This window comes from Chelativorans sp. Marseille-P2723, from assembly GCF_902809845.1.
GTDB lineage: Bacteria > Pseudomonadota > Alphaproteobacteria > Rhizobiales > Rhizobiaceae > Chelativorans.
Map to the genome: position 1 here is coordinate 1,305,404 of NZ_CADDWI010000013.1, position 26,855 is coordinate 1,332,258.

A 26,855-nucleotide genomic window follows, 5' to 3' on the forward strand; every position below is an offset into this window, starting at 1 on the left:
GTTTCTCATCCGTCTCGCGCGCATCGCGGGAGGCGTTTCATGATCGATCCGGACGCGCGCGAGCGGCAAGCGCTTCACGCCGCCATGAAATTCATGGGCGAGCTGATGGCCGAGATCGGCTGGGCGACCCGTTTCAACGAACTCTCGGCCGAGCAGGCCCGGGCGCTCGCCGAAGCCGCCATCGACGGATTTCAGGAGGCCATGGCCACCTCGGCACCGAAGTCCGACACGGAGATTCCCTTCTGATGGCGGCGCTTCTGGACTTCAACCATCGGGAGAAGAAACCCGGTTTCGCGGACGTGGTGAACGCTCTCATCGATACCGCCCTGACAGCCGAGAACGCCGAGCGACCTGCGCGCGACTATCTCGGGGGCAGCCGGCTGGGCGATGCCTGCCAGCGACGGCTGCAATACGAATATCTCAAGGTGCCGAAGGACGACGGCGCGGAATTTACCGGGCGCTCCTTGCGCATCTTCGCGCTTGGTCATGTGCTCGAGGAGCTCGCGATCGGCTGGCTGCGCAAGGCCGGCTTCGATCTCAGAACGCGCAACCGCCATGGCGAACAGTTCGGGTTTTCCGCCGCTGGCGGTCGCCTGCAGGGGCATGCGGATGGCGTCATCGTGGCCGCGCCAGACGGCATGGCGGTTCCGGCGCTCTGGGAGTGCAAGTCGGCCAATGCGAAGAACTGGCGCGACATCGCCAGGCGCGGCGTGGTCAAGGCCAAGCCGATCTATGCGGCGCAGATCGCGCTCTATCAGGCCTATCTCGGGCTCACCGATGCGCCGGCGCTCTTCACCGCGATCAACAAGGACAGCTGCGAGATCTGGCACGAGCTGGTCCCGTTCGATGCCGAACGCGCGCAGTCCGCCAGCGACAAGGCGGTGCGGATCCTGCGCGCCTGCGACGCGGGCGAACTCTTGCCCCGGCACACGGAGGATCCCGAGCATTTCGAATGCCGCTTCTGTGCCTGGAAGGAGAGGTGCTGGGCATGACGGACGCGCCAATGTGCAGCCCCGACACGACGCTCGCTCCGGATCGCGACATGATCGCGACCTACGCAAGCGTGGTGTTCGGCTATTGCGAGCATCTGGTGCCGGTGCGGGCGCTGGCCGAGAAGGGGGCGACGGACGCGCCTCCGCACACGCCGTTTCTGCCCGCCGACGACAGGCTCGCCGAGATGCTTGCGCGCCAGGCGAGCTGGGCGGCGAACGCGGACATGGCGCTTTTCGTCGTGCCAGGCACGGTCGAGAATCCTGGCGATGCCCGCGCCGAGCACATCCTGCAGACGCAGGTCTTGCTGGTCGATCTCGACCATGGCGACATCGCGGCGAAACGCGCCCATCTCGAACGCCATGTTGGGCGACCCACTCTGGTCGTGGCCTCGGGCGGTGTGACGGCGGAGGGTCAGCGCAAGCTGCACCTCTACTGGCGCCTGACCGAGCCGGCGGAAGGCGAAGACGTCGCCCGCGTGTGCCGGCTGCGCCAGACGATTGCCGCGAAGGTCGGCGGCGATCCGGCCTTCAAATCCGCCCATCAGCCGATCCGCGTCGCGGGCAGCATCCACGCGAAAGGCGGCAGCCGACGGCTCGTCGAGATCGTCGATCACGCCGAGATCGATCACGACCTTGGCGAACTCACCGAGGCAATCCTGGCGATGCCGCCGATGGAGGGGCTCTCGGATGACGCGCTCGATTTCAACGGCGCCGGTCGCGGAGGCGACTCGGTCCCGGAACTGTTCGGGCGTCCGGTTCGCGAAGGCGGCGTCGACGGCACGACCCGCTTCGATGCGCTTTCGCGCGTCATCGGCTACTGGATCCGACGCTGCCGCGAAGGGCACGTCACGCCGGGCGAGGCCTGGGACGAGATCAAGAGCTACAACCTCGCCCGCATCGATCCGCCCTGGCCAGAGGACAGGCTGAAAAAGGAAGCCGAGCGTCTCTGGCAGCGCGATCTCGAGCGCAATGGGGCCTTCGACGACGAACTTTCCGAGGGCGCCGATGGCGGTGGCGGAGACAATAACGGCCCGACACCCGTGCGTTTCAGCGAGGACGCGCTGGCGGCGCGCTTTGCAGAAAGGCACGCGGATCGCTGGCGCTACGTGGCCGGATGGGGACAGTGGCTCACCTGGACCGGGGTGGTCTGGCGGCGCGAGGACACGCTGCAGGCCTTCGATCTCGCGCGCCAGGTCTGCCGCGAGGCGGAGGTCTGCCGCGAGGCGGCGGTCCGCGCACCGTCTGCGCGTGTTCGCACCAAGCTGTCCACGGCCGCAACTGTGGCCGCTGTCGAGCGGCTCGCCCGCAGCGATCGCAGGCATGCCAGCACGACCGAGATCTGGGACCGCGACCCCTGGCTTCTGAACACCGGCGATGGCGTGATCGACCTTCGCACAGGCGCGCAGTCCGCCCACGATCCGCAGCTCTTCATGACCAAGGTCGCGGGCGCGGCCTCGAAGGGCGCCTGTCCGACATGGGAGGCGTTCCTTGACACGGTCACGGGCGGCGATGTCGAGCTGCAGGCCTATCTGCGCCGAATGGCCGGTTACTGCCTGACCGGTGTGACCACCGAACACGCGCTGTTCTTCCTCTACGGCACCGGCGCCAACGGCAAATCGGTCTTTGCCAACACGCTGACCGCGATCATGGGCGATTACGCGACTGTCGCGGCCATGGACATGTTCATGGCCACCCATGGCGACCGCCATCCGACCGACATGGCGGGCTTGCGCGGCGCGCGGATCGTGACCTCCATCGAGACCGAACAGGGAAGTCGCTGGGCCGAAAGCAAGCTGAAGGCCCTCACCGGCGGCGACAAGATCACCGCCCGCTTCATGCGGCAGGACTTCTTCGAGTTCATCCCGCAGTTCAAGCTTCTGATCGTCGGCAACCACAAGCCGTCCATTCGCAACGTGGACGAGGCAATGAAGCGACGGCTGCACATGGTGCCCTTCACGGTCACCATCCCGCCGGCCAAACGCGACCGCCGCCTGTCCGACAGGCTTCTGGCCGAGCGTGACGGCATCCTCGCTTGGGCGCTCCGGGGCTGCCTGGAGTGGCAGGAGACCGGACTGCGCCCGCCCGAGGCCGTGATGGCGGCGACCGAGGATTACTTCGAGGCAGAAGACGCGCTCGGGCGGTGGCTGGAGGAGTGCTGCGATGTCGGCAGCTCATCGTTCGAGTCCGGATCGACCGAGCTTTTCAACAGCTGGAAGAGCTGGGCGGAGGCGAACGGAGAATACGCCGGCTCGATGAAGCGCTTCTCGGAGACCCTGAGCGCCCGCGGCTTCGAAAAATTCAAGACCAGCACGGTGCGCGGGTTTCGCGGGATCGCCGTGAGGGACAACAAGACCGACCTTTTCGAGGGGGACTACAATGACCAGTAAAACAAGGGAAATGGCGGATGTGGCGGGTTATGACCATATAACCGTCACGCGTGCGCACACGCGCGCCCGTGAGATGTTAACCGAACAACCCGCCAGCGCACACGCGCGCCCGTGAGATGTTAACCGAACAACCCGCCACATCCGCCACAACCGCCACCGAAGCGCGGGCCACGAACGGAGACGTACTCCCCGACACGGTGCTTGCGCTCGATCTCGGAACCACGACCGGCTGGGCACTGCGCGGCCATGACGGTCTGATCACCAGCGGCACCGTCTGCTTCAAACCCCGGCGATTTGATGGTGGCGGCATGCGGTATTTGCGCTTCACCAACTGGCTGACCGAGATCGACCGGATCTCGGGGCCGATCTCGGCGATCTGGTTCGAGGAGGTCCGCCGCCACGCCGGCACCGACGCGAGCCACATCTACGGCGGGCTCATGGCCACGCTGACCGCATGGGCTGAACTGCGGGGTGTGCCCTACGAGGGCGTCCCGATCGGCACGATCAAGCGGCACGTCGCCGCCAAGGGCAACGCCGACAAGGCTGCCGTCATGGCCGCCGTTCGCGCCCGCGGCTTCTCGCCCGCGGACGACAATGAAGCCGACGCCATCGCCATCCTCCTCTGGGCGATCGAGACGAACGGGGGTGTCGCATGAGGTGGCATCCTAAAGGCTACGGCGGCGAACGCCGGGATCCCGAGCAGGTCAAGCGCGAGGGCTGGCAGGAACAGGGTGTCCTCGCGGTCTCTGCCGATGATGACCGCCTGACATGGCCCGAGCGCGAACTGGTCCGGCAGTTGTGCGAGAAGCTCTACGGCCCGCGCCCCACGGAAGTGGAGGCACGCCATGGCTGACCGCATCTGGACCGCCGACTGCGTCGCCGATCATTTCGAGGAGGCATTTCGCACCCTGCGCAAGCTGCCGCCGGTGAAGGTGCAGGGCTATTTCAACACCTGGCCGGAGATCGTGCGGACGAGTCGCGAGATTGCCTTCATGGAACCCGAGCCGATGCATATCCGGCCGTCGGCCGCCGCCATCACGCGGCTCGAGCAGACGTTCGACTGGGTGCTCTGGATCGAGGAGGCGGAGCGCAAGCTGGTCTGGTCGCGTGCGGCCCGCGTGCCTTGGAAGGTGATCAGCCATGAGCATGGCTGCGATCGCACTACGGCGTGGCGACGCTGGCAGCTCGCCCTCACCAAGATTGCGGCGCGGCTCAATGCGCAGTGACTCCAATGTGTTGCAACACTTTTCCATGCAACAGATGGGGGCAAATCAGATATGTTTCTGGCTATGCTCGGGAGAGGCGCGCCCGCGACGGATCGCCCCCCCTCGCGGGCGTTGTCGTTTCCGGTGTCGTCGCCATTGCCATCGTCACCATCATCGAGACCAGCATCATGCCCGTCCGCCCTCCGATCCATCGCCCGGTTGGCCGGCGCGAGAAGCGCGAGCGCGATCGTGATTACGCAAGCAGGCGCAATCCGGTGGCACGTGCGCTCTACCGCTCGAAGCGCTGGCGAACGGAACGCGCATCCTTCCTGCACGATCATCCGCTGTGCGTGGAATGCGCGCGCCATGATCTGATCCGACCGGCCAGCGTCGTCGACCATATCGATCCGCATGGCGGTGATGAGACGGTGTTCTGGGACCGCAGCCGCTGGCAGGCGCTGTGCGCATCGTGCCACGGCCGGAAGACGGCCGGCAGCGACGGTGGCTTCGGCAATGTGTGCCGCCGCTCGTGAGCCCAAGCCCTCCCCCCCGGGGAGGTCAAATCTCTGGAGAGTTCGCTCCCAGGACCGCGCGCCACCAAAAACATATGCGTGGCCAAAATGGCGATGGGGGGGTGCATGGCTAACCAATTGATTTCATTGGATACAGAAAATGGCAATCGCTGAAGCTGCGCATATCGGTGTTGATGGCGGCGACCGTCAGCTGGTCGTCGAATATCGCAAGCTTGATGATCTGGTTCCCTATGCGCGCAATGCCCGCACCCACTCGGAAGCACAGGTCGCTGAGATCGCCGGCTCGATCCGCGAGTTCGGATTTACCAATCCGGTGCTGATTGCCGAGGATGGCACCTTGATCGCCGGCCATGGCCGCGTGCTTGCCGCGCGCAAACTTGGCATGGAAACCGTGCCGACCATCATGCTGTCGGGCTTGTCGGAAACACAGCGCCGTGCGCTGGTAATCAGCGACAACCGCATCGCCATGAATGCCGGATGGGACGAGGATCTGTTGGCGCTCGAACTTTCCGACCTGCAGGAGGCCGGCTTTGATCTCGGCCTGACCGGCTTTGATGACGACGAATTGCAGGATCTGCTCTACGGCAGCAGCATTGAACAGGGCGGCCTGACCGAGGACGACGCCATTCCGGAAGTGCCGGCAACGCCGGTCACAAGGCGCGGTGATCTCTAGTTGCTTGGCGATCATCGGTTGCTCTGCGGCGACAGCACAGACCCGGATGATGTGATGCGGCTGATGAATGGCTCACGCGCGGCGCTGTTTGCCACAGACCCGCCTTACCTGGTCGATTATGACGGCACCAATCATCCGACTAAGAAGAACGCTTCCAAACGCGCCAAGAAGATCGCCAATAAGGATTGGTCTGAAGACTATATCGAACAGCCCCATTGGGATGATTCCAGCCAGGGGCCAGAATTTTATGAAACCTTCTGCCACGTGGCGATCGAACATGCCATCCAGGAGAGCGTCGCGTGGTATTGCTGGCATGCTTCGCGTCGCCAGCGCATGCTGGAAAATGTCTGGGACAAGTTTGACGTCCTGCATCACCAGCAGATCATATGGGCCAAATCCCGCCCGGTGCTGACACGCTCGGTGATGCTGTGGGCGCATGAGCCCTGCATGTTCGGTTGGATTCGCGGCAAGAAGCCTCGCATCAACCGCGAGGGTTTTGAAAGCTGGCCGACGACGGTGTGGAATATTCCGTCGTCCGAGATTGAAACCCGAGAGCATCCGACATCAAAACCGGTACGCGTGTTTACGTTGCCGATGCAGTTGCACACAAGAACCGGTGATATTTGTTACGAGCCGTTCTCGGGTTCGGGATCACAGCTGATTGCTGGCGAAAAGACCGGCAGGAGGGTCTACGGGCTGGAGCTGTCGGAAGCCTTCTGCGACGTCGTCGTGAGGCGCTGGCAGGAATATACCGGCAAGCAGGCGACGCTGGATGGTGATGGCCGCAGCTTTGACGCGATAGCGGCCGAGCGTGTGCCGAAACAGGTCGACGCGGCATGAAGCAGTCGCGCACCATGTCGCTGTTGGAATCGCTCACCAATGTCGCCGTTGGCTACGGCATCGCGGTCATCACCCAGATTGTGGTGTTTCCGCTGTTTGGGCTGACGACCACGCTTTCCGAAAACATGATGATGGGCGCGATCTTCACGGTGGTGTCGATTGCACGGTCCTTCACCCTGCGCCGCTTTTTCGAAGCACTACGCCTTCAGGATGAAGGCTCTGAATGAACACAGGAGTCATGACATGGCCGGCCGCAAGCCGCTGCCGACGCATCTGAAGCTGGTCAAGGGTACTGCCCGACCACACCGCATGAACAAGGCAGAGCCACAGCCGGTGGTTGCAGTTCCCGCGCCGCCGGATCATCTTGATGAGGAGGCAAGTACCAAGTTTACCGAAATGGCTGAGCTGCTCGCCCGGCACGGCGTCATGACCGAGCTCGATACCGGTGCGCTTGCTCGTTACGTCGTGATCTGGCGCCGCTGGCTGGAAGCCGAAGCTGAAGTCAAACGCCGCGGCCATGTGGTGAAGACGTCCAACGACAATATCATCCAGAACCCGTTTCTCAGCGTGGCCAACAAATGCCTCGCACAGATGCACCAGATCGAGGCCGAGTTTGGCCTGACGCCATCCAGCCGTTCACGCATCCGCGTGGCGGAGCCAGCTGAAACTACCGACCCCTTCGAGGATTTTTTAACCCGTGGCCGCAAGAAATAGATCGCGATCTGGCAAGAATTCCTGCCCGGTCACGGCCTATGCTCGCGCTGTGGTCAGCGGCAAGATCATTGCCGGTCATCTGGTGAAACTGGCCTGTGAGCGGCATCTCGCCGACCTCAAGCTCGGCGGCAAGCGTGGCCTCGTCTGGGATGTTGATGCCGCGCGTCATGCGATCGACTTCTTTGGCCATCTGCGCCATTCCACTGGCGAATGGGCCGGTGAACCGTTCGTGCTGCAGGACTGGCAGCAGTTCGTCGTTGGCTCGCTTTATGGCTGGAAGCGCAAGACCCGTTCGGGCCAACATTACCTGCGCCGTTTTCGTACGGCCTATGTCGAGGTGGCGCGCAAGAACGGTAAATCGGTGCTGCTGGCAGGGACCGCACTTTATGCCCTGATCGCCGATGGTGAACCGGGAGCGCATGTCTATTCGGCTGCCACTACTCGGGATCAGGCGCGGATCGTCTTTGGCGAGGCCGAACGCATGGTGGCGGCAAGTGCGGCGCTGCAAGCAAGGATTACCAGGACCGTGAACAATCTCGCCGTGCTGCCGACCTCGTCCTGGTTCCGGCCACTGTCAGCCGATGCCACCAAGATGGACGGATTGAACATTCACTTTGCCGCGGTCGATGAAGTCCATGAACATCCAGGCCCTGAGATCATCCAGAAGCTGAACACCGCCACCGGAGCACGGCGCCAGCCATTGATCTTTGAGATCACCACCGCAGGCTATGATCGCCATTCCGTCTGCCGCCAGCATCACGAATTCTCGGTCAAGGCACTGGAAGGCACGCTGCCGACGGACTCATCCGACAGCTGGTTTGCCTATATCGCCACCATTGATGATGGCGATGACTGGACCGATCCTGCGGTCTGGGTGAAGGCGAACCCGAGCCTTGGCGTCACCGTCAAGGTGGATGATCTGAAACGCCAGATCGATGAGGCGAAGGAAATGCCGGCGCAGCAGAACGCCATCCGGCGATTGCGGCTGAACGAATGGACCGAGCAGGTCACGCGCTGGCTCGATATGGCAGTGTGGGAGGAAGGAGGCCTGCCAGCCTCAACCGACTGGCGCATCGTCAAGCACGAGCTGGAGGAGCTCGAACAAAAACTGCTTGGGCGTGAATGTTTTGGTGGGCTAGACCTTGCCCGCGTCAACGACCTCTCGGCCTTCGTGCTGGTGTTTCCGCCGACACTCGATGATGAACTCGAGGCGCTTGCCAACAAATGGATCGTCACCTGCCGCTTCTTTATCCCCGAGGACGACATATTACGCCGCGTGCGCCGTGACCGCGTGCCCTATGATGTCTGGCGCGATCAGGGATTTTTAACAGCTACCCCCGGCAACGCTACCGACTTTGCCTTCGTGGAAAAAGAAATCCTGGATCTTGCCTCCCGCTTCGACATGCGTGAGCTTTCCTATGACCGCACCTTTGCCGGCGAGATTGTCCAGCATCTGCAGGATGAAGGCCTGAACCTCGTTCAGTTCGGCCAAGGGTTCTTGAGCATGGCGGCACCAACAGCAGAACTGGAGCGCCTCGCAGTATCACGCGCCCTCTGGCATGGCGGCCATCCGGTGTTGCGCTGGAATGCCTCCAACGTTGCCGTGCGTCATGATCCGGCCGGAAATATCAAGCCGGACAAGGAACGTTCTAAAGAACGGATCGACGGTATTGTCGCCATCTGCAACGCGCTGGGGCGGGCCCAGATGCGTGATATCCATGCCGGCCGCTCGGTCTATGAGAACCGCGGCATCCTGATGCTGTGATCTGAACAGCGCAGCTTACGAAAGAACCCAATGGCATTCTGGTCAAACTGGTTTGGTGGCAAAAAGTCACCGGCTGCATCGCCGCGCGCGTCGTTCCAGGATGCTGGTGGTGGTCTTGTCATCACGACGAGCGAACAGTTGGAAGAGGCACTACGCTCTGGCGCGCTGACGGCATCCGGCGCTATGGTGACGCCAGAGGCGGCGATGCGGGTCGCCGCCGTCTATGCCTCGGTGCGGATTATTGCCGGCGCCGTTGCCACCTTGCCCTTGCATATCAAGCGCCGGGTCGATGATCGTACGCGCGAGGATGCATCCGACACACCGATCTGGATGGTGCTGCGGAGAAAACCCAATCGCTGGCAGACGCCCTCGCAGTTTCGGCGCATGCTGCAGGCGCATCTGCTTTTGCGCGGCAATGCCTATGCAATGATCGTGCGTTCGCGTGGCGATGTACAGGAACTGATCCCGCTGCATCCGGATCGCGTGGAGGTCAAGCAACGCGACGATCTTGCTCTGGAATATCTTTATACCCGCCAGGATGGCCGGCGGATCCAGCTTGCACAGGCAGAAGTCTTCCACCTGGTCGGGCTGACGCTCGATGGTGTCCATGGCGTGTCGCCGATCACCTATGCGCGCGAGACGATTGGCCTGTCGCTCGCCATGGAAGATTATGGCGCGGCGACCTTCCGCAATGGCGCCCGCGTCAGCGGTGTCCTGAAGCACCCGAACAAACTCGGGCCGGAAGCGATCGCCAATCTGAAGGCGGGTCTGGAAGAGTTCCGCTCCGGCGGCGAGCAGGAAGGCAAGAACCTGATCCTTGAAGAAGGGATGGACTATGCCCGCATCGCCATGACGGCCGAGGATGCGCAGTGGATCGAGAGTCGAAAATTCTCGCGCTCCGACATCGCCATGTTCTTTGGCGTGCCGCCACACATGATCGGCGACACCGAGAAATCGACCAGCTGGGGCACCGGCATCGAGCAGCAGTCGATCGGCTTTGTTGCCTATACGCTCGAAGATCACCTGACCATGTGGGAAGAGGCGATCAACCGCGATCTGGTTGGTGCGGACGACACGCTTTATGCCCGCTTCAACCGGGCAGCCCTCGTCAAGGGCGACATCAAGGCCCGCTGGGAGGCCTACGTCAAAGGCCTGCAATGGGGCGTGTGGAGCCCGAACGAAATCCGGGCGCTAGAAGACGAGAACCCACGCGAGGGCGGTGACGTCTTTTATCCACCGCCCAATACCGCCGGCGTACCGGCGGATGAAATGCGTCCAGACGAAAACGCCGACGCCAGCTCTCTTGAAACAAAGGAGAACGAGCCATGACCCTTCTTGGTGCTTTGAAACTTGCCTCGACGGCGATCGTTATCTGTGTCGTTGCGCTGGCCATCTTCAATCCCGCCTTCAACTTTGGCATCTTCATCGGTGGCGTCACGCTTGGCGGTTATCTGTTCCAGCTCCTGGAGGAGTTCTGATGAGCCTGCGCAGCCTTCCCGAGGCGCCAACAATGGCACGCCGGCGAAACTACCAGTGGGATGCGCCGTCCGATGTTCTTGCCAAATGGGCTGAGACTGCGCCCATGGCAGCCGCAGAGGATGACCGCAGCATAAGCATCTTGGACGTGATTGGCGAGGAACCCTGGTCCGGAGGCGGCGTCACGGCAAAGCGCATCTCGGCCGCCCTGCGCTCGATCGGCAGCCAGGACATCGTGGTTCGGATCAACTCACCGGGAGGCGACATGTTCGAGGGGATTGCGATCTACAATCTGCTGTGCGCCCATCCGGCCAAAGTCACCGTCGAGGTTCTGGGTTGGGCCGCATCTGCTGCTTCGATCATTGCCATGGCCGGTGACGAGATCCGCATGGGGCATGGGGCTTTCATGATGGTGCACAATGCCTGGGGCATGGTGATCGGCAACCGCCACGATATGCGTGAGGCAGCCAGTCTGTTCGATCAGTTCGATGCGGCGATCGCCGACATTTATGAAGCACGCACTGGCATGACTCACGCTTCGATCGAACAGCTGATGGATGCAGAGACGTTCATGGATCCGGCACAGGCCATCGAATACGGTTTTGCCGACGCTGTCGACGATGCCGAAATCCACACGGTGACCAATGCGCGCGCGCAGGCCCGGCCTGAAATCCTCGCCAAGCGGCGCATCGATGCCGCCTTGGCGCAACACGGCATCCCCCGCACTGAGCGACGCAAGATGTTCAACCAGATTGCCGGTACGCACAACGCTGCCGAACCTGCCATGCACGACGCTGGCTTCGACATCGCTGCAATGCAGCGGCTTATCGAGACCATCCGCTCATAGGAGAACATAATGAGCATTCATTTGAACGCCCGCGCCCGCGGGCTGATCGGCGTTGCTCGCGCGGACGCAAGTGATGCCGGCCGAGTTCTGGCCGAACTTCAAAAGACCTTCGAGGACTTCAAGGCCGAGCGCGAGAAGGAAATCGCGGACCTTAAAAAGGGCATGGAAGATGTGGTGCAGACCGAAAAGGTTGACCGCATCAATGCCGAGATCACCAGGCTCCAGGGCGAACTGGACCGGGTGAACGCCTCCCTCGCCGCACTCAAGGTGGGCGGTGAAGGCGAGGCCAAGGCGCTCTCTGCCGAGAAGCGTGAACACGCCCGTGTCTTCAACCAGTTCTTCCGCAATGGCGTTGAGAACGGCTGCGTGAACTGGAAGTGAAGGCGGCGCTGCGCACCGACAGCGATCCGGACGGCGGCTATGTCGTGCCGGAAGAGATGGAGAACACGATTGACCGGGTGCTTGGCACGGTGTCGGCCATGCGCTCGATCTCGCGCGTGATCTCGATTTCGACCGGGACCTACAAGAAGCTGGTCAACCAGGGCGGTGCTGTTGGCGGATGGGTCGGCGAGCATGATGCGCGGTCGGAAACGGACGGGCCGCGTCTTTCCGCGCTGGAATTTCCGGCGATGGAGGTCTACGCCAACCCGGCCGCCACGCAGACATTGCTGGACGATTCCCGCATCAGCATCGAGCAGTGGCTGGCCGATGAGGTGTCGATCACCTTTGCCGAGCTGGAAGGCGCCGCTTTCATCGCCGGCACCGGCGTGAACCAGCCGCGCGGTCTCCTGTCCTACGACAAGGTGGCCGACAGCAGCTATGCCTGGGGCAAGCTTGGCTATCTCGCCACGGGCGTTGCAGGCAAGCTTTCCGACAGCACGCACAACGGTGTCGATGCGCTCCTGGATGTGGTCTACGCGATCAAACAGGGCTACCGTCAGAATGCCCGCTGGCTCATGAACAGGAGCACCCAGGCGGCGATCCGCAAGCTGAAGTCGAAGCAGGAGGAGCTTTACCTCTGGCAGCCTTCGATGCAGCTTGGCCAGCCGGCCACGATCCTCGGCTATCCGGTTGTCGATGACGACAACATGCCGGACATCGGTGCGGACGAGTACCCGATTGCCTTCGGTGACTTCCAGCGCGGCTACCTGATCGTCGACCGCATGGGCGTCCGCGTTCTGCGCGATCCGTTCACCAACAAGCCCTACGTGCATTTCTACACGACGAAGCGCGTTGGCGGCGGCGTCCAGAACTTCGAGGCCATCAAGCTCTTGAAGGCTGCGGCGAGCTAATTGCGGGCGGCAGCCGCCGCCTGTTTCCCCATTCTGTTCAAAGAAGGATCACTCCGATGCGGGATATGCATTCCGGAATGTCGGTGGTTGAGGCCATTGCTGTCGCTGCATATGACGACGACAACACGCCTGCGGCCATCGATCTGCAAGGCTATGACGCTGCCGAGATCGTGCTTGCGATTGGCGCCGGCGGCATCACCTTCACGAGCACAAACAAGATCGAGTTCAAACTGACGCACTCGGACGACGATACGTCCTATGAGGCCGTCAGTGAAAAAGACGTGCTCGGTCTCTCGTCTGTTGGCGAGGGCGGGATCATCAAGGCGCTCACCGCTGCCCATGCCGCTGCTGCCGTCTATCGGTGCGGCTATGTCGGCGGCAAGCGCTACTTGAAGCTGCTGGCGGACTTTTCCGGCACGCATGGCACCGGGACGCCGCTTGCCGCGATTGTCGTCAAGAGCCACGGCATGGTGCAGCCGGAAGCCGATCAGGCGTAACGGCCTGGAGGCGGCGGGCCTCCTGCCGCCCCTTTCTCCTTGAGGAGGACATCATGCACCGCCCTGTTCGGATCACCCCGCCAGCCATCCAGCTGGTGACGCTGGCGGAGGCCAAACTGCATCTGCGGGTCGATCACGATGATGAGGATGCGCTGATCAGCAACCTGATCCAGGCCGCGACCGAACATCTGGATGGCTGGACCGGCATTCTTGGCCGCTGTCTGGTCGAACAGGTCTGGCGACAGGACCATGATCGCTTTGCGCGTGAACTGGCAATTCCCCTCGGTCCGGTCATCTCGGTGCAGACGGTCACCTGGCGCGATCCTGCCGGTCAGCTCAGCACCATACCATCTGGATGTTATGACCTGCGCACCGATGAAGCTGGCAACGCTATGGTCCGCTTTGATGCCGACTATGTCTTTCCAGAAAATCTGCATGAAAGTCGCGCGGTCGGCATCACCTTCAAGGCAGGCTACGAGTCCAACCCCGGACCTCCCGCAACCAGCACAGTGCCGGATCCCCTCAAGGTCGCAATCTTGCTTTTGGTCGGGCACTGGTATCAAAACCGCGAGGCAGTCAGTACCGCCGGCATGGCTTCCCTGCCCTTTGCGGTTGAGGCTCTCATAGCCCCCTATCGCAGGATGCAGATATGATGACAGGAGCTGGTGAACTTCGTAATCGGTTCACTGTCCAGCGCGATGTCGCCGAGCCCGACTGGAGCGGTCATCCGGGCGATCCAGACTGGCAGGACCAGTTTACCGTCTGGGGCAAGATCACCTTCATGCGTGGTGGCGAGACCGTTATTGCCGCGCGTCTGACCGCGAAGCAGCCGGCAATCCTCACCATTCGCATCAGCGATCAGGCACTCACCATCACGCCCTCAGACCGCATTGTCGATGTGCGCACTGGCGAAATGTTCAACATTCGCGAGCAGCCGCGCCGCTCCCGCGACGATCCGGGCCTCCTCGAAATGCTGATCGAGGCTGGCGTCACCTGAACCGCCGGCTTTATCCAGCCAAGGATATCAACCATGACCACGCCTCAAAGCGCGGCGCCGGACGCTGCGCGCGACAAATACCATGTCTACCGCCCACTGCTGGATCTGATCGGCTTTGCTGAGGGCACCGACAGAAAGCGGGGTTACAACGAGACGCTCGCCTATGGCGCCTTCACCGGCGGTGACGTCGATCTGGTTGCCATGACGCTGGAGGCAATTGATACGCTGCAGACCAGGATGCTGAAGCACCCGGACAACCGCTTCAACTCCTCAGCGCTCGGCCGCTACCAGATTGTCCGCACCACGCTGCGCGCCATCCGAAAGACGCTCAAGCTTCCGCCGCCGGCCCAGTTTGACGCCGAGATGCAGGATCGATGCGCCTGCTATCTGCTCGGCCTGCGTGGCATCGACAAATATCTGGCAGGGCGGCTCTCGGAAGACACGTTGATCAACAATCTGGCCCAGGAATGGGCTTCACTCCCCATCACTACAGGCAAGGGTGCTTATGCCGGCCAGAACGCAGCCGTCAGCCCGGATCGCGTACGTCAGGTGCTGGTCGAGGTTCGGAAACGCCATATTGCCAGCCAGCCAGCACGCCAGATTGTGGTGGAGCGGGAAGTCGAAAAGCCCGTCGTTCCCGTCACCGTCGAAGCTGAAATCCGCAAGCGTGCCGATCAGTGGAGTTGGATCACCACCATCTTTGGCAGCGGTAGTGCTGGCCTCGCCGCGCTAGCCGGCATGGAATGGCAGACCGTCGTCGCGATCGGAGCGCTTGCCCTTGGAGGGCTCCTCATCGCGTTGCTGCTCCGGCAGCAGATCGTTTGCGCGGTGCAGGATGTAAGGAAGATGATTGAGAGGTGATGCGAGCCGTATCGCTCAGTTTACGGCGATAGTGCAGCGTCACCTTCCAACGTTACAAGGTTCCCTCTTTTCGGAGAGCGAGCCCGAGTTATCGCTCAGTAAAGGCAGCAGTGTCTTGTTAATGTCGCAGCGACATTTCAGGCGCGCCGCCATGCGTGTTCATGCGCTTTTCTCCGCCGGCGCCAGATACTGCTTCAGACCCGCAAACTCGGCAAAGCGCTTCTGGCTAACCGGTGTATGGCGCGCGCCCATGTGAAGAAGGAGACGAGATTGGTGATCAACAAATCCCGCCACCACTGCGAGCGCGCGGCTCGAACTCGATCTGCAACAGCAACAGGGCGCTCCTCCGGCAAGGGTCAGCCCGATAAAACCGACGAGTAGCCAGTTTTTGTCCTAGAGCATCGGACCGAAAAGTGTATTCGGTTTTCGGATGTTTTCGATGCTCAATCAAAATGTTAGAGCGTCCTTTGTGCGTCCGAAAGGACGCACGGCGCTCTAGTTTGCGCCAAGTTGAGCGTCAAGCATGGCAATTGCCGCAGAGAATAGCTGCTGGCCGCCTCATCGAGCGACCTTCCCGAAAGACAGGAATAGTCCACAATGCTCACATCTCCCTGGGCGGGTATCCGCGTATCAGCACCGCAACAAGTTCGGTCTGCCGGTTCACTCCGGTTTTCTGGAAGATGTTGCGCAGATGGTAGGCGACGGTAGTTCGCGATACGCTGAAAGCTTCGGCAATTTCCGCCAGTGTTTTTCCCTCCGTCAACGCCAAGGCGACACGTGCCTCGGCATTGGTGAGTTCGAAGCTGCGCGAAAGCGTTGAGGGGTCCAGATCAGGACTTTGCGCCTTCTGCACGGAACGGATGCGCGCGATTTGACGCAGCCGCGCATCGACCGTGGCAAGCAGGAGGTCATAGTCTATCGGCTTGACGAGATAATCGTCCGCGCCCAGGCGTTTGCCCTCCACAATCTCCCGCGGGTCGCTCAGCGCGGAGAGGAATACGAAGGGGGTTTCAGCGTAATCAGGTCCTTTGGCCCGAACGACGCGCAAAACATCATAGCCGCTCAGACCGGGCATGGAAATGTCGCACAAAATAAGGTCAGGGCGGGACGCATCCAAAAGATCGAGCGCCTCCCGACCCTCGCGTGCCTCTATCACCGCATAGCCGGCTTCTGAAAGCTCATCAGCAATGTCGCGGCGCAGATCCGGTTCGTCCTCGATGCATAGGATGAGCGGCACATGCCGGTGAGTGTCGAGATTGCCGGTCATACGGATTCCACGAGAAGCGAAGGCACGGTAGCGTCATCTTCCGCGCGCGCCTGGGGAAGGACGAGCGTGAAGGTGATCCGTCCTGTTTCATTCCCGGGCTCGAGCCGCAGATCGCCGCACTGCATCCGCGCCAACGCACGCGCCATGTAAAGACCGATGCCGATGCCGGGTCGGCCTTCCGAGTTGCTGCCGCGATAATATCGTTCGAATACTGCCTCCCGCTCGGAGGGCAAATCGATGCTGCCTTGATTGCTAAGGGCGCATTCCACCCGATCCGCATTGCATGCGACACGCACGGCAATTAATGTCTCGGGTGGCGAGTATTTCACCGCGTTGGACAGAAGATTGACCAGAATGTTCTCCGCATGGACAGGGTCGCAATGCGCTAGGATGGGGTGCTTATCCGGCAATTCGACCGTGATCTGTTTTTCTGGCGTCTGTTCGGTCTGACGATTGCAGACATCGGTAACAATTTGCCCGAAATCGCTCGTCAACGCACGGACCTCAATCTGACCTGCATCGAGGCGCGCGGCATCCAGCGTGCTTTCAATCAGACCTGTCATCCGGAAAATGGCATGGCGCGCCCGCCCCGTCCGCTCCATAATCTCTGCCGCCGTCAGGTGATTGCTGCGCCGCATGAGGCGCTGCAGCGCGGAATCGACAATGGCAAGCGGCGTGCGGAACTGGTGTGAGATCATTGCACCGAAATTGCGATAAAGCTCGGCGGCCGCACGTTCACGCTTTAAAGCCGCATCAAGCTCCTTTGTACGCGCGTGCACCTGTTGCTCCAGATCGTTGCGATGATAGGCGATCTGGCGTTGCGCCGCGCGCTGTTCGGTAACGTCGAAAACAAGGAGAATGGAGCCGATGATGTGTTCCCCTTCGCGCAGTGAGAAGAAGCGAAGATCGAGGTAGCACGGGTCCCCTTTTTCCTCCGGAAAGAAGGGTTGATCCAGCAGCACCGCCGGCTGGCCCTTGAAAGACGTGACGATCGCTTGCTCGACCCTGTCGATCTGGAAAAAGCCCGAGGCGTCGCCTAGACCGCGTCCAATTGTTTTGTCGGCCGGAATGCGAAACAGCCGCTCCGCTGCCTCGTTCCACACGGTGCAGCGGCATTCACGATCCACGGCAATGATACCCTCGCCGCTGGAGGCGATCAGCAACTCCGAAAATGCCTTTTCCTTCTCCAACAGACGCGCGCGCCGTCTTGCATCTCGTGTGGCCATCAGCAGATGCGCACAAAGGGCAGCGCCCGCCAGCGCAATTCCCGCAATCGAGCCGATGAGCTGCCAAAGCCGCTCGCGCGAGCTGTCGAGCTTGCTGCCGAGGGCATCCCATTCGGCGACCATCGCCTTATTGGCAGCACGACCCAGCAGAAAGACGTATGGTTGAAGCAACGCTTGCAGGCGAGGTGCATCACCAGGCACAAAATTCTCGACCAGACCGCCCAGTTCAGGGAGATTAACGCTCAATTCATTGAGCGCCTCCGCGAACCCGAGTTCCTCCATCCGCCGTCGCTGCGGGCCGTCGTTCAGCAAGGCCAGGCGGCTAAGGAAGACATTATGGTGCATTTCGAGCGCAGATTGATCGATTTCGCCGAGGCCGCGTTCGACACCGGCTGCACTCAGCTGGAAGGCGGCAACTTCCGCCCGCGAAATCACCCACAGCATGTTCTGGGTGGCTTCAATGCGCATATCGCGTTCGATAGCGGCGATGCGCAATAGTGAATATCCTGTCAGGACGGCAAAGGCGCCGATCGTTAGCGCCAGCAGGGCCACGCCAAGAAATGGGCGCCACGATCTGCTCATCGGATATCAAGCCGCGTCAACTGCCAGACCCAGCGATAGTCATAGCGGATGTCCTGAAGCTCGGGGTGTTGGTCCCGGGGATAGACGATCCACAACGGTCCCTTGTCGCTGGACAGAAGTGGCGCTCCGTCCATACGATATGCGATCAACACATCAAAGCGTTCAAATTCGCGAATATCAAAGTCAATTGCGTAGTTGTTGAGAGCCGTGGCGGTCACGGTCTCACCTTCTGCCCCGACATAGGCCAGCAGGTCCCGCATCAGGAAGCCTTCGAAGAGATGCACTCCATCGGTTACCGCCGTGGACGTTTCCAGCCGCATTATCGGCAGCGCTTGTAGCATCGCCATGTCGAATAATGCGACGCCATCCTTATTGGTTTTCTTGATGGTGCCGCGCACTTCAAGGATGGCCTCTCCCTGCAGCTCGGGAAAACTTGCGGATACGGCCGCCGTTGCCCATTGAGCAACGATCAGCAGCCCGGAAAACAGCATGCTAAGAAATATCGGACGCAATTTCCCCCTCGCCTGCTCATCGACACCTCGCCGCCGCCCTTGCGGAAGGGAGTATGGTGGATATCGAGCATTTACGCCAGTATAGCCTGGATTCCGTATTATCCCCCCTTCAAACGAAGGGGGCTTTTTTGCTTTCCTCCCGCTAGCTTGCACAAGGTTTTAATGGCTGGAGGTTCGTATGTGGGATTTCAGCATTGGCAGCGCTCTGGGGATGATGGCGCGGACCATGCCATTTATCGTGCTGCGCATGGCCGTATATTTCGGCATTGCCCTTGGCTACATCCTGGTGACGGGAACCGGCGCAGGCGTCGGCTACGGTATCGGTGCTTTCGGGGACACTGGATTCCAGGCAAGCTCGACTTTCTGGGGTGGGGCGATCGGCTTCGGCCTTTTCGGAGCCGTCATGTACTGGGCTCGCGAATACATCCTGTACATCGTGAAGGCCGGACACATCGCCGTCCTGGTCGAGCTGCTTGACGGCAAGCCCATGCCGGATGGCCGCTCGCAGGTCACTCATGCGACAGCCGTCGTAAAGGAGCGGTTTGTACAGGCCAGCGTACTTTTCGCCATAGACCAGCTCGTCAAAGGCGTCATCGCTGCCATTACCGGCCTGGTGCGTGGGATTCTGTCCATCCTGCCGCTGCCCGGTATGCGCCAGCTTTCGAGCATTCTGCACGCTTTCCTGCGGGTTGCGGTCGGTTTCATCGACGAGGTCATCCTCGCCCATGCCATGCGGACCCGCTCCGACAATCCCTGGGCTTCGGCGAGAGAAGCGCTCGTCCTATACGGCCAGAACTATAAGGTGATGCTCAAGAATGCGGCTTGGCTAGCAATCATCGTCTATCTGCTGAGCTTCATCGTGTTCCTGATCATGCTGGTCCCTGCGGGCCTTGTCGTGTACCTCATGCCCGGCGCATGGGCTGCTGGTGGCTTCGTTTTTGCCCTCTTGTTTGCCTGGAGCGTGAAGGCGGCCCTTCTTGAGCCTTTTGCCATCACCTGCCTGATGCAGGTTTACTTCGAAACGATAGAAGGGCAGCAGCCCGATCCGGAATGGGAGGCCCGTCTCGAGCAGATGTCCGACAAGTTCCGTAAGCTAAAGGCGCGCGCGCTGGGCGAATCCCAACCCAGCACGGCCGACAGCCTGCACCCCGCATGATTTAATTAACGATCCAGGAGATGATGATGAAGGTAAAGTCCGTCCTGGTCTCGGTCGTGGCGACGTTAATGTCCGTTTCGGTTGCCACATCGGCCGAAGGTGTCGTCGTCGTCTACGACGCTTCCGGGTCCATGTGGGGCCAGATTGACGGCGTCAGTAAGATCGAGATCGCCCGCGAAGTGCTGGCCGATCTCGTCACCGACTGGTCGGCTGACACCAATCTGGGTCTTGTTGCCTATGGTCACCGTTCGGAAGGCGATTGTCGTGACATCGAGACGCTGATTGAGCCGGGGTCTGTAGATCGAACAAGCTTTATCGATACGGTCAATTCCATCCGCCCCAGGGGTAAGACGCCTATTTCAGCCGCGGTGCGGCATGCTGCTGAAGCCCTTTCCTACCGGGACGTTCCGGCCACGGTCGTTCTGATCTCCGACGGGGTGGAGACCTGCAATGCGGACCCCTGCGCCCTAGCCGCGGAACTCGCACAGCAGGGCGTGAAGTTTACGGCGCACGTGGTTGGTTTCGACCTTGAGGATGAGGCGCATGAAAGCCTCGCCTGTATCGCGGAAAACACCGGCGGTGTGTTCGTCGCCGCGCAGGATGCCGCCGAACTGCGCGATGCCTTGGCGCATGTGCAGACCGTCATGGATCTGCAGCCGATGGAGATCGAAGAGCCCGAACCGGAGCCGGAGCAGGCCGATGCCGATATCGAGCTTACGACCCCCGCCACCGTAACCACCGGTGCAAACTTCACCATTTCATGGTCTTCCTCGGTTCACCCGCAAGACTACATAACCATCGTGCCCGTCGGCGCGGATGAAGGCTCTTACGGCAACTACGCGCGCGTCCGTGACAACTCCGAAGGCCGCCTCGTCGCGCCGGCAGAGCCCGGGCTTTACGAAGTACGCTATATGCTTCAGGAAGGCAGGCGCACCATGGCCAGCGCCTCGATAGAGGTGGTTGAAGCCGAGATCGTTGTCGCTGCTCCCGAGCAGGTGACGACCGGTGCAAACCTCACGGTTTCATGGTCGTCCTCCGTTCATCCGGAAGACTACATGACCATCGTGCCCGCCGGAGCGGATGAAGGCTCCTACGGCCACTATTTCCGTGTCCGCGACAACTCCGAAGGCCGCCTCGTCGCGCCGGCAGAGCCCGGGCTTTACGAAGTGCGCTATGTGCTGAGGGAGGGAGGGCGCACCATGGCCAGCGCTTCGATAGAGGTGGTTGAAGCCGAGATCGTTGTCGCTGCTCCCGAGCAGGTGACGACCGGTGCAAACCTCACGATTTCATGGTCGTCCTCCGTTCATCCGGAAGACTACATAACCATCGTGCCCGCCGGAGCGGATGAAGGCTCCTACGGCCACTATTTCCGTGTCCGCGACAACTCCGAAGGCCGCCTCGTCGCGCCGGCAGAGCCCGGGCTCTATGAAGTGCGCTATGTCCTGCGCGAGGGGGGGCGCACCATGGCCTCCGCAGCTCTGGAAGTGATCGATGCCGAAGTCGGCATAGCGGGACCGGTTGTTGCGAGGGCTGGAACCAGCATACGTGTGACCTGGTCCGCCTCCATCCATCCAGAGGACTACATCACCATCGTTCCTGCGGGTTCCGATGAGGGGACATACGGCGACTATAGCCGCGTGAGGGACAAGCTTGAGGGTGACATCAAGACTCCTGAAGAGCCGGGCCTTTATGAAATTCGCTACGTGCTGAACGAAGGGTCACGCACGCTTGCCCGCCATGATCTGGAAGTGGTCGCGGCGGATGCGCCTCTCGATGAAGGCGCGGGGCTTGACGTGCCGGCGGAGGCCCGCGCCGGACGGGTGATCACCATAAGCTGGAGCGGCGGAGGCGATAGCGCCGATCAGCGCATTTCGCTTGCCCGTGCCGATCAGGCGGATTTCAGCTGGATCGAGGCCCATCGTGTGGGGGGCGAAAAGACACTGGAACTCAGGATGCCTGACCAGGCGGGCACCTATGAGGTGCGCTTCCTTGACATCAGCGGCCGTAAGGTCCTTGGCCGCGCCATCGTGGAGGTGAAGTAATTGAAGGTGAAATTTGGTGGGCGTATCGCCGCGTCCTGCATGATCCGGACGGCCATCGCAGCTCTTGCGATGGCCATCTCGGCCCCCGCCGCGAAGGCCGATCTCGATGGCCATGGACCGGATTCCTGGCGTGTAAGCGGTGTTGCGCCCAATGACGTGCTTAATGCGCGCATGGGACCCGGCACCAATTACCGGGTGATCGAAGCATTCGCGCATGATGAGCGCGGACTGCAGCAGATCACCTGCGTCCCCTTCTATACGATGAAGCATTTTTCCGAGATGACCGAGGTGGAAATCAGGGCGCTGCCGCCGCGCTGGTGCCTGATGCGCTCGGCAGACATGACCAAGGCAGGATGGGTTGCGCAGCGCTACATCACGCCTGACGATACGGAGGAAACGGTGGCGGTGTCAGGCCGGACCGCAACATCCCCGGCATCCGTCTCGAACAGGCAGGAAAAGTCGAACCCCGGAGCGGCCGGCTCGGGCGATGCAATGATCGCGGAAGCGGTGCGGATCGTTCGCGATCTTTATGAGGCGCAGATGCGGGCCGAGCGGGGCCAGGGAGAAGATCCCTTATTCGGCAATTCTGCCGGGAGCTATTTCACCGCGGACATTGTTGAAATCCTACACTCACGCCATATCGAGGCGCATCCCCTGTGGGGCGCACAGGATTTCGACGGCCACGTCACAAGTATCGCGCCCGATCCCGACAGCCCCATGTTTCGCGGGATGATCACCGTCAATGTCGATTTCGTCAATTTCGGAGCGAACCGGCGGGCAATCCATTATCTGCGCGCCGACACAACCCAGCCGGGCGCGCCGCTGCGCATCATCGGCATCGAGCATGACGGCTGGTCCTTTCCATAGTGGCGTAGAGGCAAGGATTAGCAAATGAAAATGAGTCTTCAACTGCCTCTCGCGGCAGGGACCTGGCTTGTCCTTGCATACACTGCGATTGCAGAAGGAGCGCCGGCTGGTGAGGTGAAGGTAACCATCGACGGCGCTCCCTATGCCGGTGTGACCCTTGATGTTCCTTCCGAGGGGACATCGACTGCGGAGTTCCGCCGTTTCGGTCCTGTAACGTCGCTCACCATCCAAGCCCATGATCCGGACGCGAAAAGCATCCTGCGCAATGTCTTGTCGCTGGAGATCTCCCTGATGGGTGATGACGCTTCCTCTTCGATCATGGAAGCGTCCGTTTCCTGGTGGCCGGAGGGAATGCGCAAGGCCTTCTATCACAGCGAAGGCAGCGAGAGCGAGTTGAACGTGGCCCTCGATGTCCTTTCGTTGGAAGATCGCACGGCCAGCGTCCGGGGTAGCTTTTCGGCGCAGCTGTGCCGCAAGGACAGCTTTTTTGCCGAAACGGATATGAGCAATTGCCTGCCGGTGGAAGGAACCTTCGAGACGGCGCTGCGCAAGGCCGATTGAGGAAGCGGCTCAAACCACCAGATCGATGGGCTTTCCATCGTGGCGCGGATGGCACTGCCATCCTGGCGAGGCCGGGATTTTTTCCCCTGGCAATTACCCAAACCTCTTGCCTCGGAGGTTTGGGCAACTAAAGGTGCCTGTTCCCAGCTATACTTCCGCAGCCGATTTCAGGCGATCCCTTTCCAGCGATTCATAGATCGCATTCGTCCCGCGGGCTACCGTCACCTGTATGGCGACCTGCACGGACGACGCGGACCATTATATGGCTGGAATGTGTTGTCGGAAGCGCGATAGGAGCGGTACTTTTCGTAACACCACGCCACATGCGGATCGTATCTTTCTGCTCTGGCGGACGGCTGGCTTGCAATGGCACCGCCAACGATCGCTCCCAGGGCAAAGGCTGCCGGTGGAAACCAATAAGCGCCGTGCCGGCGATATCCGGGTTTTGGGCTACGGGAGCCGCGATAACCCCGATAGTAGGTATGTCCACCCCGCCGCTCAAGCCGATGATGCCTGTGGTTTCTGCGATGTTGCACCTCGATTACATTTTCGGTCGCCTGACCCAGTGCCGTCTGAGGCGCGACCCGAGTGAAAGCAGGGCCGGCTGAAACTGGCAGGGCAAGCGTTAGAAAGCTGCACGCGGTGATGAGCGAAATTGCTAATTTTCTCACCAATCATTCCTCCAAACGATGGACCTCTTCTTCGTAGCTCATGAAGCTCGGATGCGCCCCGTCTGTTTGGATAGGTTTGGCGCTCAACGCCATCTTCATCGCTTTGGCACAAGTCCACGGGCGTTTTTACAGCCGCTCCTGAAAGTTTCTTTTCTTGGTGGCTGCGGCTTTGTTTGCTTTTCGAGCCGACCCGACGAAGAAGGTTCGCTGTGAAGAGTGCAGAGCTCCCCTGTTTAGCTCCCACATCTACAGCTATGGCCGTGACGATAGGGGCTACGCCCAGCGCCGGTTACGCCCCCACGAGTTCACTGGAAACCTATTCAGGGTGATCAGGAGTGGGTCTGTGCGCTATGGGTTTCATGCGGAGACTTGATCTACTCACACAATGCCCAGAGAAGGTTGGACCGCAGTCCCTTTCCCTCCGCCACTTACCCTTTCGACAACATTCTCCTCATCCGGCCACCGCCGGATTTTCTCGTTGTTTTAGAGGGTTATAGCGATTGGGCTAAACACTGGCTCCATCGCGAGGAAGCCCGAAAATGCTCTCTCCCGCCCCTTATTCTCTAAACCTGATGACTCGTCGTTTTTAGTGAATAGCTTTGTAAGCTATTGAAATACATCAGTTTTCATTGGGAGCATGAATGGAGTTGGATCCCGGTTCCATTAGGTCAAGATGAAACTGGGATCGAACCACCGCGTCCCTTCTAAGGCGCTGAGCAGCGCGTCTTTTGCTGCGGCAAGTTGCTGTCAGCGATCGAACTTATCTCAGTCGTTCCAACATCACGGGCACCTTCCGAAAGCCGTCGCTCCCAGCGCACCACCTTCGGCATGATCGGGACCGACAGCGGACTGACCGGTTTTGGCAAGAAATTGGAGAAAGCCGCCATTCGGCATCTATCCCATTGTGGCCATTGACGGGGACCCTGAGTAGCTGACAGCAGTCATCTAGCGAAAAGCAAAGTGCATCGATCGCGGTCTGGTGGACGCTGCTGTGCCGATACAGCACGCGACCGGACGAACAGCTCGGGATATTCTGGCACCCTGCGAACACTGTATCGATGTGTAGTTCAATCGTCCCCTCGGCCGAGATCAACGTGACCGATTACGAATGGTAACATGACCTGAGCGATGGTGGCGCTCGGGAAACGGGGCCAAAAGGGCACCATATGGTTGCGTTTCCATCCATAGGTTTGGACAAAAACACCGCCACGCTGCAACATACAGAATCAAATATTGGATGGAGGTCGCCGCTTGGACGTTGAGAAAGAAAAGCGAGCGGCACTGGTCAGTGCGCTTGGTGAGAGCTTCGAGTGCTTCGAAGAGGTGCCTCTCCAGCATGCTCTTTTTTCCAGGCGCACAGTCAGGGCCGATATTCTTGCCGTTCCCAAAGATGAACGCCTCGCGAGTTATGCGTTTGCTTTCGAGGTCAAGCAGCCTGATACAACTTGGGATTACTCGGCCTGGGCGCGAGCTATCCGACAAGCTACTGACTATATCTATGCGTCCATTCAACCCAAAGGGCCTGCCGCAATGTACGCGGGCCGGCGGATAACTGCTGCATTTATGTTTCCCGCACCACCAGTCGATCCTGAAGGTCGGAGGTTGGACAAGGGGCCTTACGTACGTCCAGACACCAGCGTTATGGTGACCGGCGTTTTCCATATGGCTCTTCATCTCAGAGTAGGACGAGCTTACTGGGAGGACGACCGACATGGTCGTCGCTTCCGCTTGGATTTCGGTCCCAACCCCGTCTGGTGCAGCCGAAGGGGCTTCCGCGACCAAGGCATCAATCTCGTTGCGGGTAAACGAACGCTCGGCTCACAGCGCATCGAGATTCGGTCCGAACTGGACGGATGGGGCGGCGCCGTTGGGACAGGAGCCTCAGATTGAAGGGCATCGCTGAGCATCCCGAGCCGGTTCTAGAGTCTTTCATGTTTTGACGGAAGCGTATCCGGCGTTTGCGAGGTAGTTTGCGCATTCGCCGGGTTCGATGGTTGAGACGAGGTGCCCGATGTGACGCCATGTGTCCTCGACGGTTCGTTTCTGGGCATGGCGCATCCAGTGCTTGATCTTGGCAAAGGCCTGTTCGATCGGGTTGAGGTCTGGTGAATAGGGCGGCAGGAACCAGAGCCTGGCGCCGGCCGCCCGGATTGAAGCTCGGACGGTGGCCGACTTGTGGGAACCCAAATTGTCCATAACGACGATGTCGCCGGGTTTGAGGACCGGCACGAGCTGCTGCTCAACATAGGCCCGGAAGCACTGTCCGTTGATTGGTCCGTCAAAGACGCAAGGTGCTGTCAGCCCATCGCAGCGCAGCGCGCCCACGAAGGTCAGCGTGCGCCAGTGACCGTGCGGGGCAAAGCCGCGCAGGCGCTTGCCGCGTGGTCCCCAGCCGCGCAGGGGCGCCATGTTGGTCTTGATCCAGGTTTCGTCGATAAAAACCAGCCGGTGCGGGTCAAGGCTCGCCTGAAAGGAACGCCAGCGCTGACGCCTGCGCGCTATGTCGGCCCGCGCCTGCTCAAGGGCGAACAGTGTTTTTTTTGAACCGAAGCCCCTCGCGCTGCAGAAACTGCCACACGGCATTGTGCGACACCTTCACCCCGCGCGCAGCCAGTTCATCCTTGAGCCGGTGCAGCGACAAATGCGGCACCTGATTGATGCGCTCGACGATGAACGCCCGGTGCGGCTCGAGCACCCGCTTTCGGTGGCCGCCCATCTTGCCCGGCGCGACCGAGCCCGTCGCACGATAACGTTGATGCCACTTCACCACCGAAGAAACCGAGACACCGAACCGGGCGGCCGTCGACCGGCAACTCTCCCCGGCCTCGATCGCTCCAATCACGCGCTTGCGAAGATCATTGGAAAGAGGTGCTGTCATAAGATGCTGGCCTC

General features: G+C 60.8%; 31 protein-coding genes. 26 read left to right on the top strand and 5 right to left on the bottom strand.

All coding sequences use genetic code 11. The annotated features are described in order from the left end of the window. The first annotated feature begins 39 nt into the window (after nucleotides 1–39). From HUS57_RS17505 to HUS57_RS17595, 21 genes are all read left to right on the top strand, one after another. Complete coding sequence (locus HUS57_RS17505) at nucleotides 40–246, top strand: DUF6511 domain-containing protein (RefSeq protein WP_173935132.1); 207 nt, start codon at nucleotides 40–42, stop codon at nucleotides 244–246. Further along, on the top strand, nucleotides 246–992 hold the full coding sequence (locus tag HUS57_RS17510) for a PD-(D/E)XK nuclease family protein (RefSeq protein WP_173935133.1): 747 nt from the start codon (nucleotides 246–248) through the stop codon (nucleotides 990–992). The genes HUS57_RS17505 and HUS57_RS17510 overlap by 1 nt, the downstream gene beginning before the upstream one ends. Continuing rightward, entirely contained in the window at nucleotides 989–3,379 is a 2,391-nt protein-coding gene (locus HUS57_RS17515) for a phage/plasmid primase, P4 family (protein WP_210256093.1), read from the top strand. Before HUS57_RS17510 ends, HUS57_RS17515 begins: the two co-directional genes overlap by 4 nt. A gap of 116 nt (nucleotides 3,380–3,495) precedes the next feature. Further along, entirely contained in the window at nucleotides 3,496–4,035 is a 540-nt protein-coding gene (locus HUS57_RS17520) for a hypothetical protein (protein WP_246727920.1), read from the top strand. Then, a complete protein-coding gene (locus tag HUS57_RS17525) occupies nucleotides 4,032–4,232 on the top strand; it encodes a hypothetical protein (protein WP_173935134.1) in 201 nt (66 codons plus the stop codon). The genes HUS57_RS17520 and HUS57_RS17525 overlap by 4 nt, the downstream gene beginning before the upstream one ends. Next, nucleotides 4,225–4,605: a DUF6362 family protein gene (locus tag HUS57_RS17530; protein WP_173935135.1), complete on the top strand. Its 381-nt coding sequence runs from the start codon at nucleotides 4,225–4,227 to the stop codon at nucleotides 4,603–4,605. The genes HUS57_RS17525 and HUS57_RS17530 overlap by 8 nt, the downstream gene beginning before the upstream one ends. Nucleotides 4,606–4,610: 5 nt before the next feature. Further along, nucleotides 4,611–5,117: an HNH endonuclease signature motif containing protein gene (locus HUS57_RS17535; protein ID WP_246727921.1), complete on the top strand. Its 507-nt coding sequence runs from the start codon at nucleotides 4,611–4,613 to the stop codon at nucleotides 5,115–5,117. A gap of 139 nt (nucleotides 5,118–5,256) precedes the next feature. After that, nucleotides 5,257–5,790, top strand: coding sequence for a ParB/Srx family N-terminal domain-containing protein (locus HUS57_RS17855; protein WP_210256094.1), 534 nt, complete (start codon nucleotides 5,257–5,259; stop codon nucleotides 5,788–5,790). After that, a complete protein-coding gene (locus tag HUS57_RS17860) occupies nucleotides 5,791–6,630 on the top strand; it encodes a DNA methyltransferase (protein WP_210256095.1) in 840 nt (279 codons plus the stop codon). Next, a complete protein-coding gene (locus HUS57_RS17545) occupies nucleotides 6,627–6,857 on the top strand; it encodes a hypothetical protein (RefSeq protein WP_173935136.1) in 231 nt (76 codons plus the stop codon). Before HUS57_RS17860 ends, HUS57_RS17545 begins: the two co-directional genes overlap by 4 nt. 16 nt (nucleotides 6,858–6,873) lie before the next feature. After that, nucleotides 6,874–7,344, top strand: coding sequence for a phage terminase small subunit P27 family (locus HUS57_RS17550; protein WP_173934296.1), 471 nt, complete (start codon nucleotides 6,874–6,876; stop codon nucleotides 7,342–7,344). Then, on the top strand, nucleotides 7,328–9,109 hold the full coding sequence (locus tag HUS57_RS17555) for a terminase TerL endonuclease subunit (protein ID WP_173935137.1): 1,782 nt from the start codon (nucleotides 7,328–7,330) through the stop codon (nucleotides 9,107–9,109). Before HUS57_RS17550 ends, HUS57_RS17555 begins: the two co-directional genes overlap by 17 nt. A gap of 30 nt (nucleotides 9,110–9,139) precedes the next feature. Then, nucleotides 9,140–10,438, top strand: coding sequence for a phage portal protein (locus tag HUS57_RS17560; RefSeq protein ID WP_173935138.1), 1,299 nt, complete (start codon nucleotides 9,140–9,142; stop codon nucleotides 10,436–10,438). Beyond that, complete coding sequence (locus HUS57_RS17565; RefSeq protein WP_173935139.1) at nucleotides 10,435–10,587, top strand: hypothetical protein; 153 nt, start codon at nucleotides 10,435–10,437, stop codon at nucleotides 10,585–10,587. The genes HUS57_RS17560 and HUS57_RS17565 overlap by 4 nt, the downstream gene beginning before the upstream one ends. Continuing rightward, nucleotides 10,587–11,432, top strand: a complete 846-nt coding sequence (locus HUS57_RS17570; RefSeq protein WP_173935140.1) for a head maturation protease, ClpP-related — start codon at nucleotides 10,587–10,589, stop codon at nucleotides 11,430–11,432. The genes HUS57_RS17565 and HUS57_RS17570 overlap by 1 nt, the downstream gene beginning before the upstream one ends. A gap of 9 nt (nucleotides 11,433–11,441) precedes the next feature. Further along, the gene (locus HUS57_RS18055) at nucleotides 11,442–11,813 is read left to right on the top strand and encodes a hypothetical protein (RefSeq protein WP_246727922.1); all 372 of its coding nucleotides are present in this window, start codon (nucleotides 11,442–11,444) and stop codon (nucleotides 11,811–11,813) included. Then, nucleotides 11,810–12,724, top strand: a complete 915-nt coding sequence (locus HUS57_RS17575; RefSeq protein ID WP_246727923.1) for a phage major capsid protein — start codon at nucleotides 11,810–11,812, stop codon at nucleotides 12,722–12,724. Before HUS57_RS18055 ends, HUS57_RS17575 begins: the two co-directional genes overlap by 4 nt. A 56-nt stretch (nucleotides 12,725–12,780) precedes the next feature. After that, entirely contained in the window at nucleotides 12,781–13,221 is a 441-nt protein-coding gene (locus HUS57_RS17580; protein WP_173935141.1) for a hypothetical protein, read from the top strand. Between the two features lie 53 nt (nucleotides 13,222–13,274). Continuing rightward, entirely contained in the window at nucleotides 13,275–13,874 is a 600-nt protein-coding gene (locus HUS57_RS17585; protein ID WP_173935142.1) for a head-tail connector protein, read from the top strand. Further along, nucleotides 13,871–14,218, top strand: a complete 348-nt coding sequence (locus tag HUS57_RS17590) for a head-tail adaptor protein (protein ID WP_173935143.1) — start codon at nucleotides 13,871–13,873, stop codon at nucleotides 14,216–14,218. Before HUS57_RS17585 ends, HUS57_RS17590 begins: the two co-directional genes overlap by 4 nt. A gap of 33 nt (nucleotides 14,219–14,251) precedes the next feature. Beyond that, entirely contained in the window at nucleotides 14,252–15,079 is an 828-nt protein-coding gene (locus HUS57_RS17595; RefSeq protein ID WP_173935144.1) for a hypothetical protein, read from the top strand. A gap of 601 nt (nucleotides 15,080–15,680) precedes the next feature. On the opposite strand, the gene HUS57_RS17600 is transcribed toward HUS57_RS17595, so the two are convergent. From HUS57_RS17600 to HUS57_RS17610, 3 genes are read right to left on the bottom strand one after another with little or no spacing between them, the layout of a single operon-like run. Beyond that, nucleotides 15,681–16,346, bottom strand: coding sequence for a response regulator transcription factor (locus HUS57_RS17600; RefSeq protein ID WP_173935145.1), 666 nt, complete (start codon nucleotides 16,344–16,346; stop codon nucleotides 15,681–15,683). After that, the gene (locus HUS57_RS17605; RefSeq protein WP_173935146.1) at nucleotides 16,343–18,154 is read right to left on the bottom strand and encodes a PAS domain-containing sensor histidine kinase; all 1,812 of its coding nucleotides are present in this window, start codon (nucleotides 18,152–18,154) and stop codon (nucleotides 16,343–16,345) included. Before HUS57_RS17605 ends, HUS57_RS17600 begins: the two co-directional genes overlap by 4 nt. Then, entirely contained in the window at nucleotides 18,151–18,666 is a 516-nt protein-coding gene (locus HUS57_RS17610) for a molybdopterin-dependent oxidoreductase (RefSeq protein WP_210256096.1), read from the bottom strand. The genes HUS57_RS17605 and HUS57_RS17610 overlap by 4 nt, the downstream gene beginning before the upstream one ends. Nucleotides 18,667–18,844: 178 nt before the next feature. On the opposite strand from HUS57_RS17610, the gene HUS57_RS17615 reads away from it, so the two are divergent. The 4 genes from HUS57_RS17615 to HUS57_RS17630 are packed head-to-tail and all read left to right on the top strand — an operon-like array spanning nucleotide 18,845 to nucleotide 23,292. Beyond that, a complete protein-coding gene (locus tag HUS57_RS17615) occupies nucleotides 18,845–19,822 on the top strand; it encodes a hypothetical protein (protein WP_173935147.1) in 978 nt (325 codons plus the stop codon). Nucleotides 19,823–19,848: 26 nt separating this feature from the next. Then, a complete protein-coding gene (locus HUS57_RS17620; RefSeq protein WP_173935148.1) occupies nucleotides 19,849–21,864 on the top strand; it encodes a VWA domain-containing protein in 2,016 nt (671 codons plus the stop codon). Beyond that, entirely contained in the window at nucleotides 21,865–22,731 is an 867-nt protein-coding gene (locus tag HUS57_RS17625; RefSeq protein WP_173935149.1) for a hypothetical protein, read from the top strand. Between the two features lie 24 nt (nucleotides 22,732–22,755). Next, nucleotides 22,756–23,292: a hypothetical protein gene (locus HUS57_RS17630; RefSeq protein WP_173935150.1), complete on the top strand. Its 537-nt coding sequence runs from the start codon at nucleotides 22,756–22,758 to the stop codon at nucleotides 23,290–23,292. Between the two features lie 221 nt (nucleotides 23,293–23,513). On the opposite strand, the gene HUS57_RS18165 is transcribed toward HUS57_RS17630, so the two are convergent. Then, entirely contained in the window at nucleotides 23,514–23,963 is a 450-nt protein-coding gene (locus tag HUS57_RS18165) for a BA14K family protein (protein ID WP_348640576.1), read from the bottom strand. 1,251 nt (nucleotides 23,964–25,214) lie between these two features. Between HUS57_RS18165 and HUS57_RS17640 the strand changes: the two genes are divergently transcribed. Further along, the gene (locus tag HUS57_RS17640) at nucleotides 25,215–25,853 is read left to right on the top strand and encodes a hypothetical protein (RefSeq protein WP_173935151.1); all 639 of its coding nucleotides are present in this window, start codon (nucleotides 25,215–25,217) and stop codon (nucleotides 25,851–25,853) included. Nucleotides 25,854–25,892: 39 nt separating this feature from the next. Here the strand turns inward: HUS57_RS17640 and HUS57_RS17645 are convergent. Then, nucleotides 25,893–26,841, bottom strand: a protein-coding gene (locus tag HUS57_RS17645) for an IS630 family transposase (RefSeq protein ID WP_173931600.1) whose coding sequence is annotated in 2 segments (ribosomal slippage) — nucleotides 25,893–26,504 and nucleotides 26,506–26,841 — 948 coding nt in all. Because the reading frame shifts where the segments join, the coding sequence is not laid out codon by codon here. Nucleotides 26,842–26,855 lie beyond the last annotated feature (14 nt).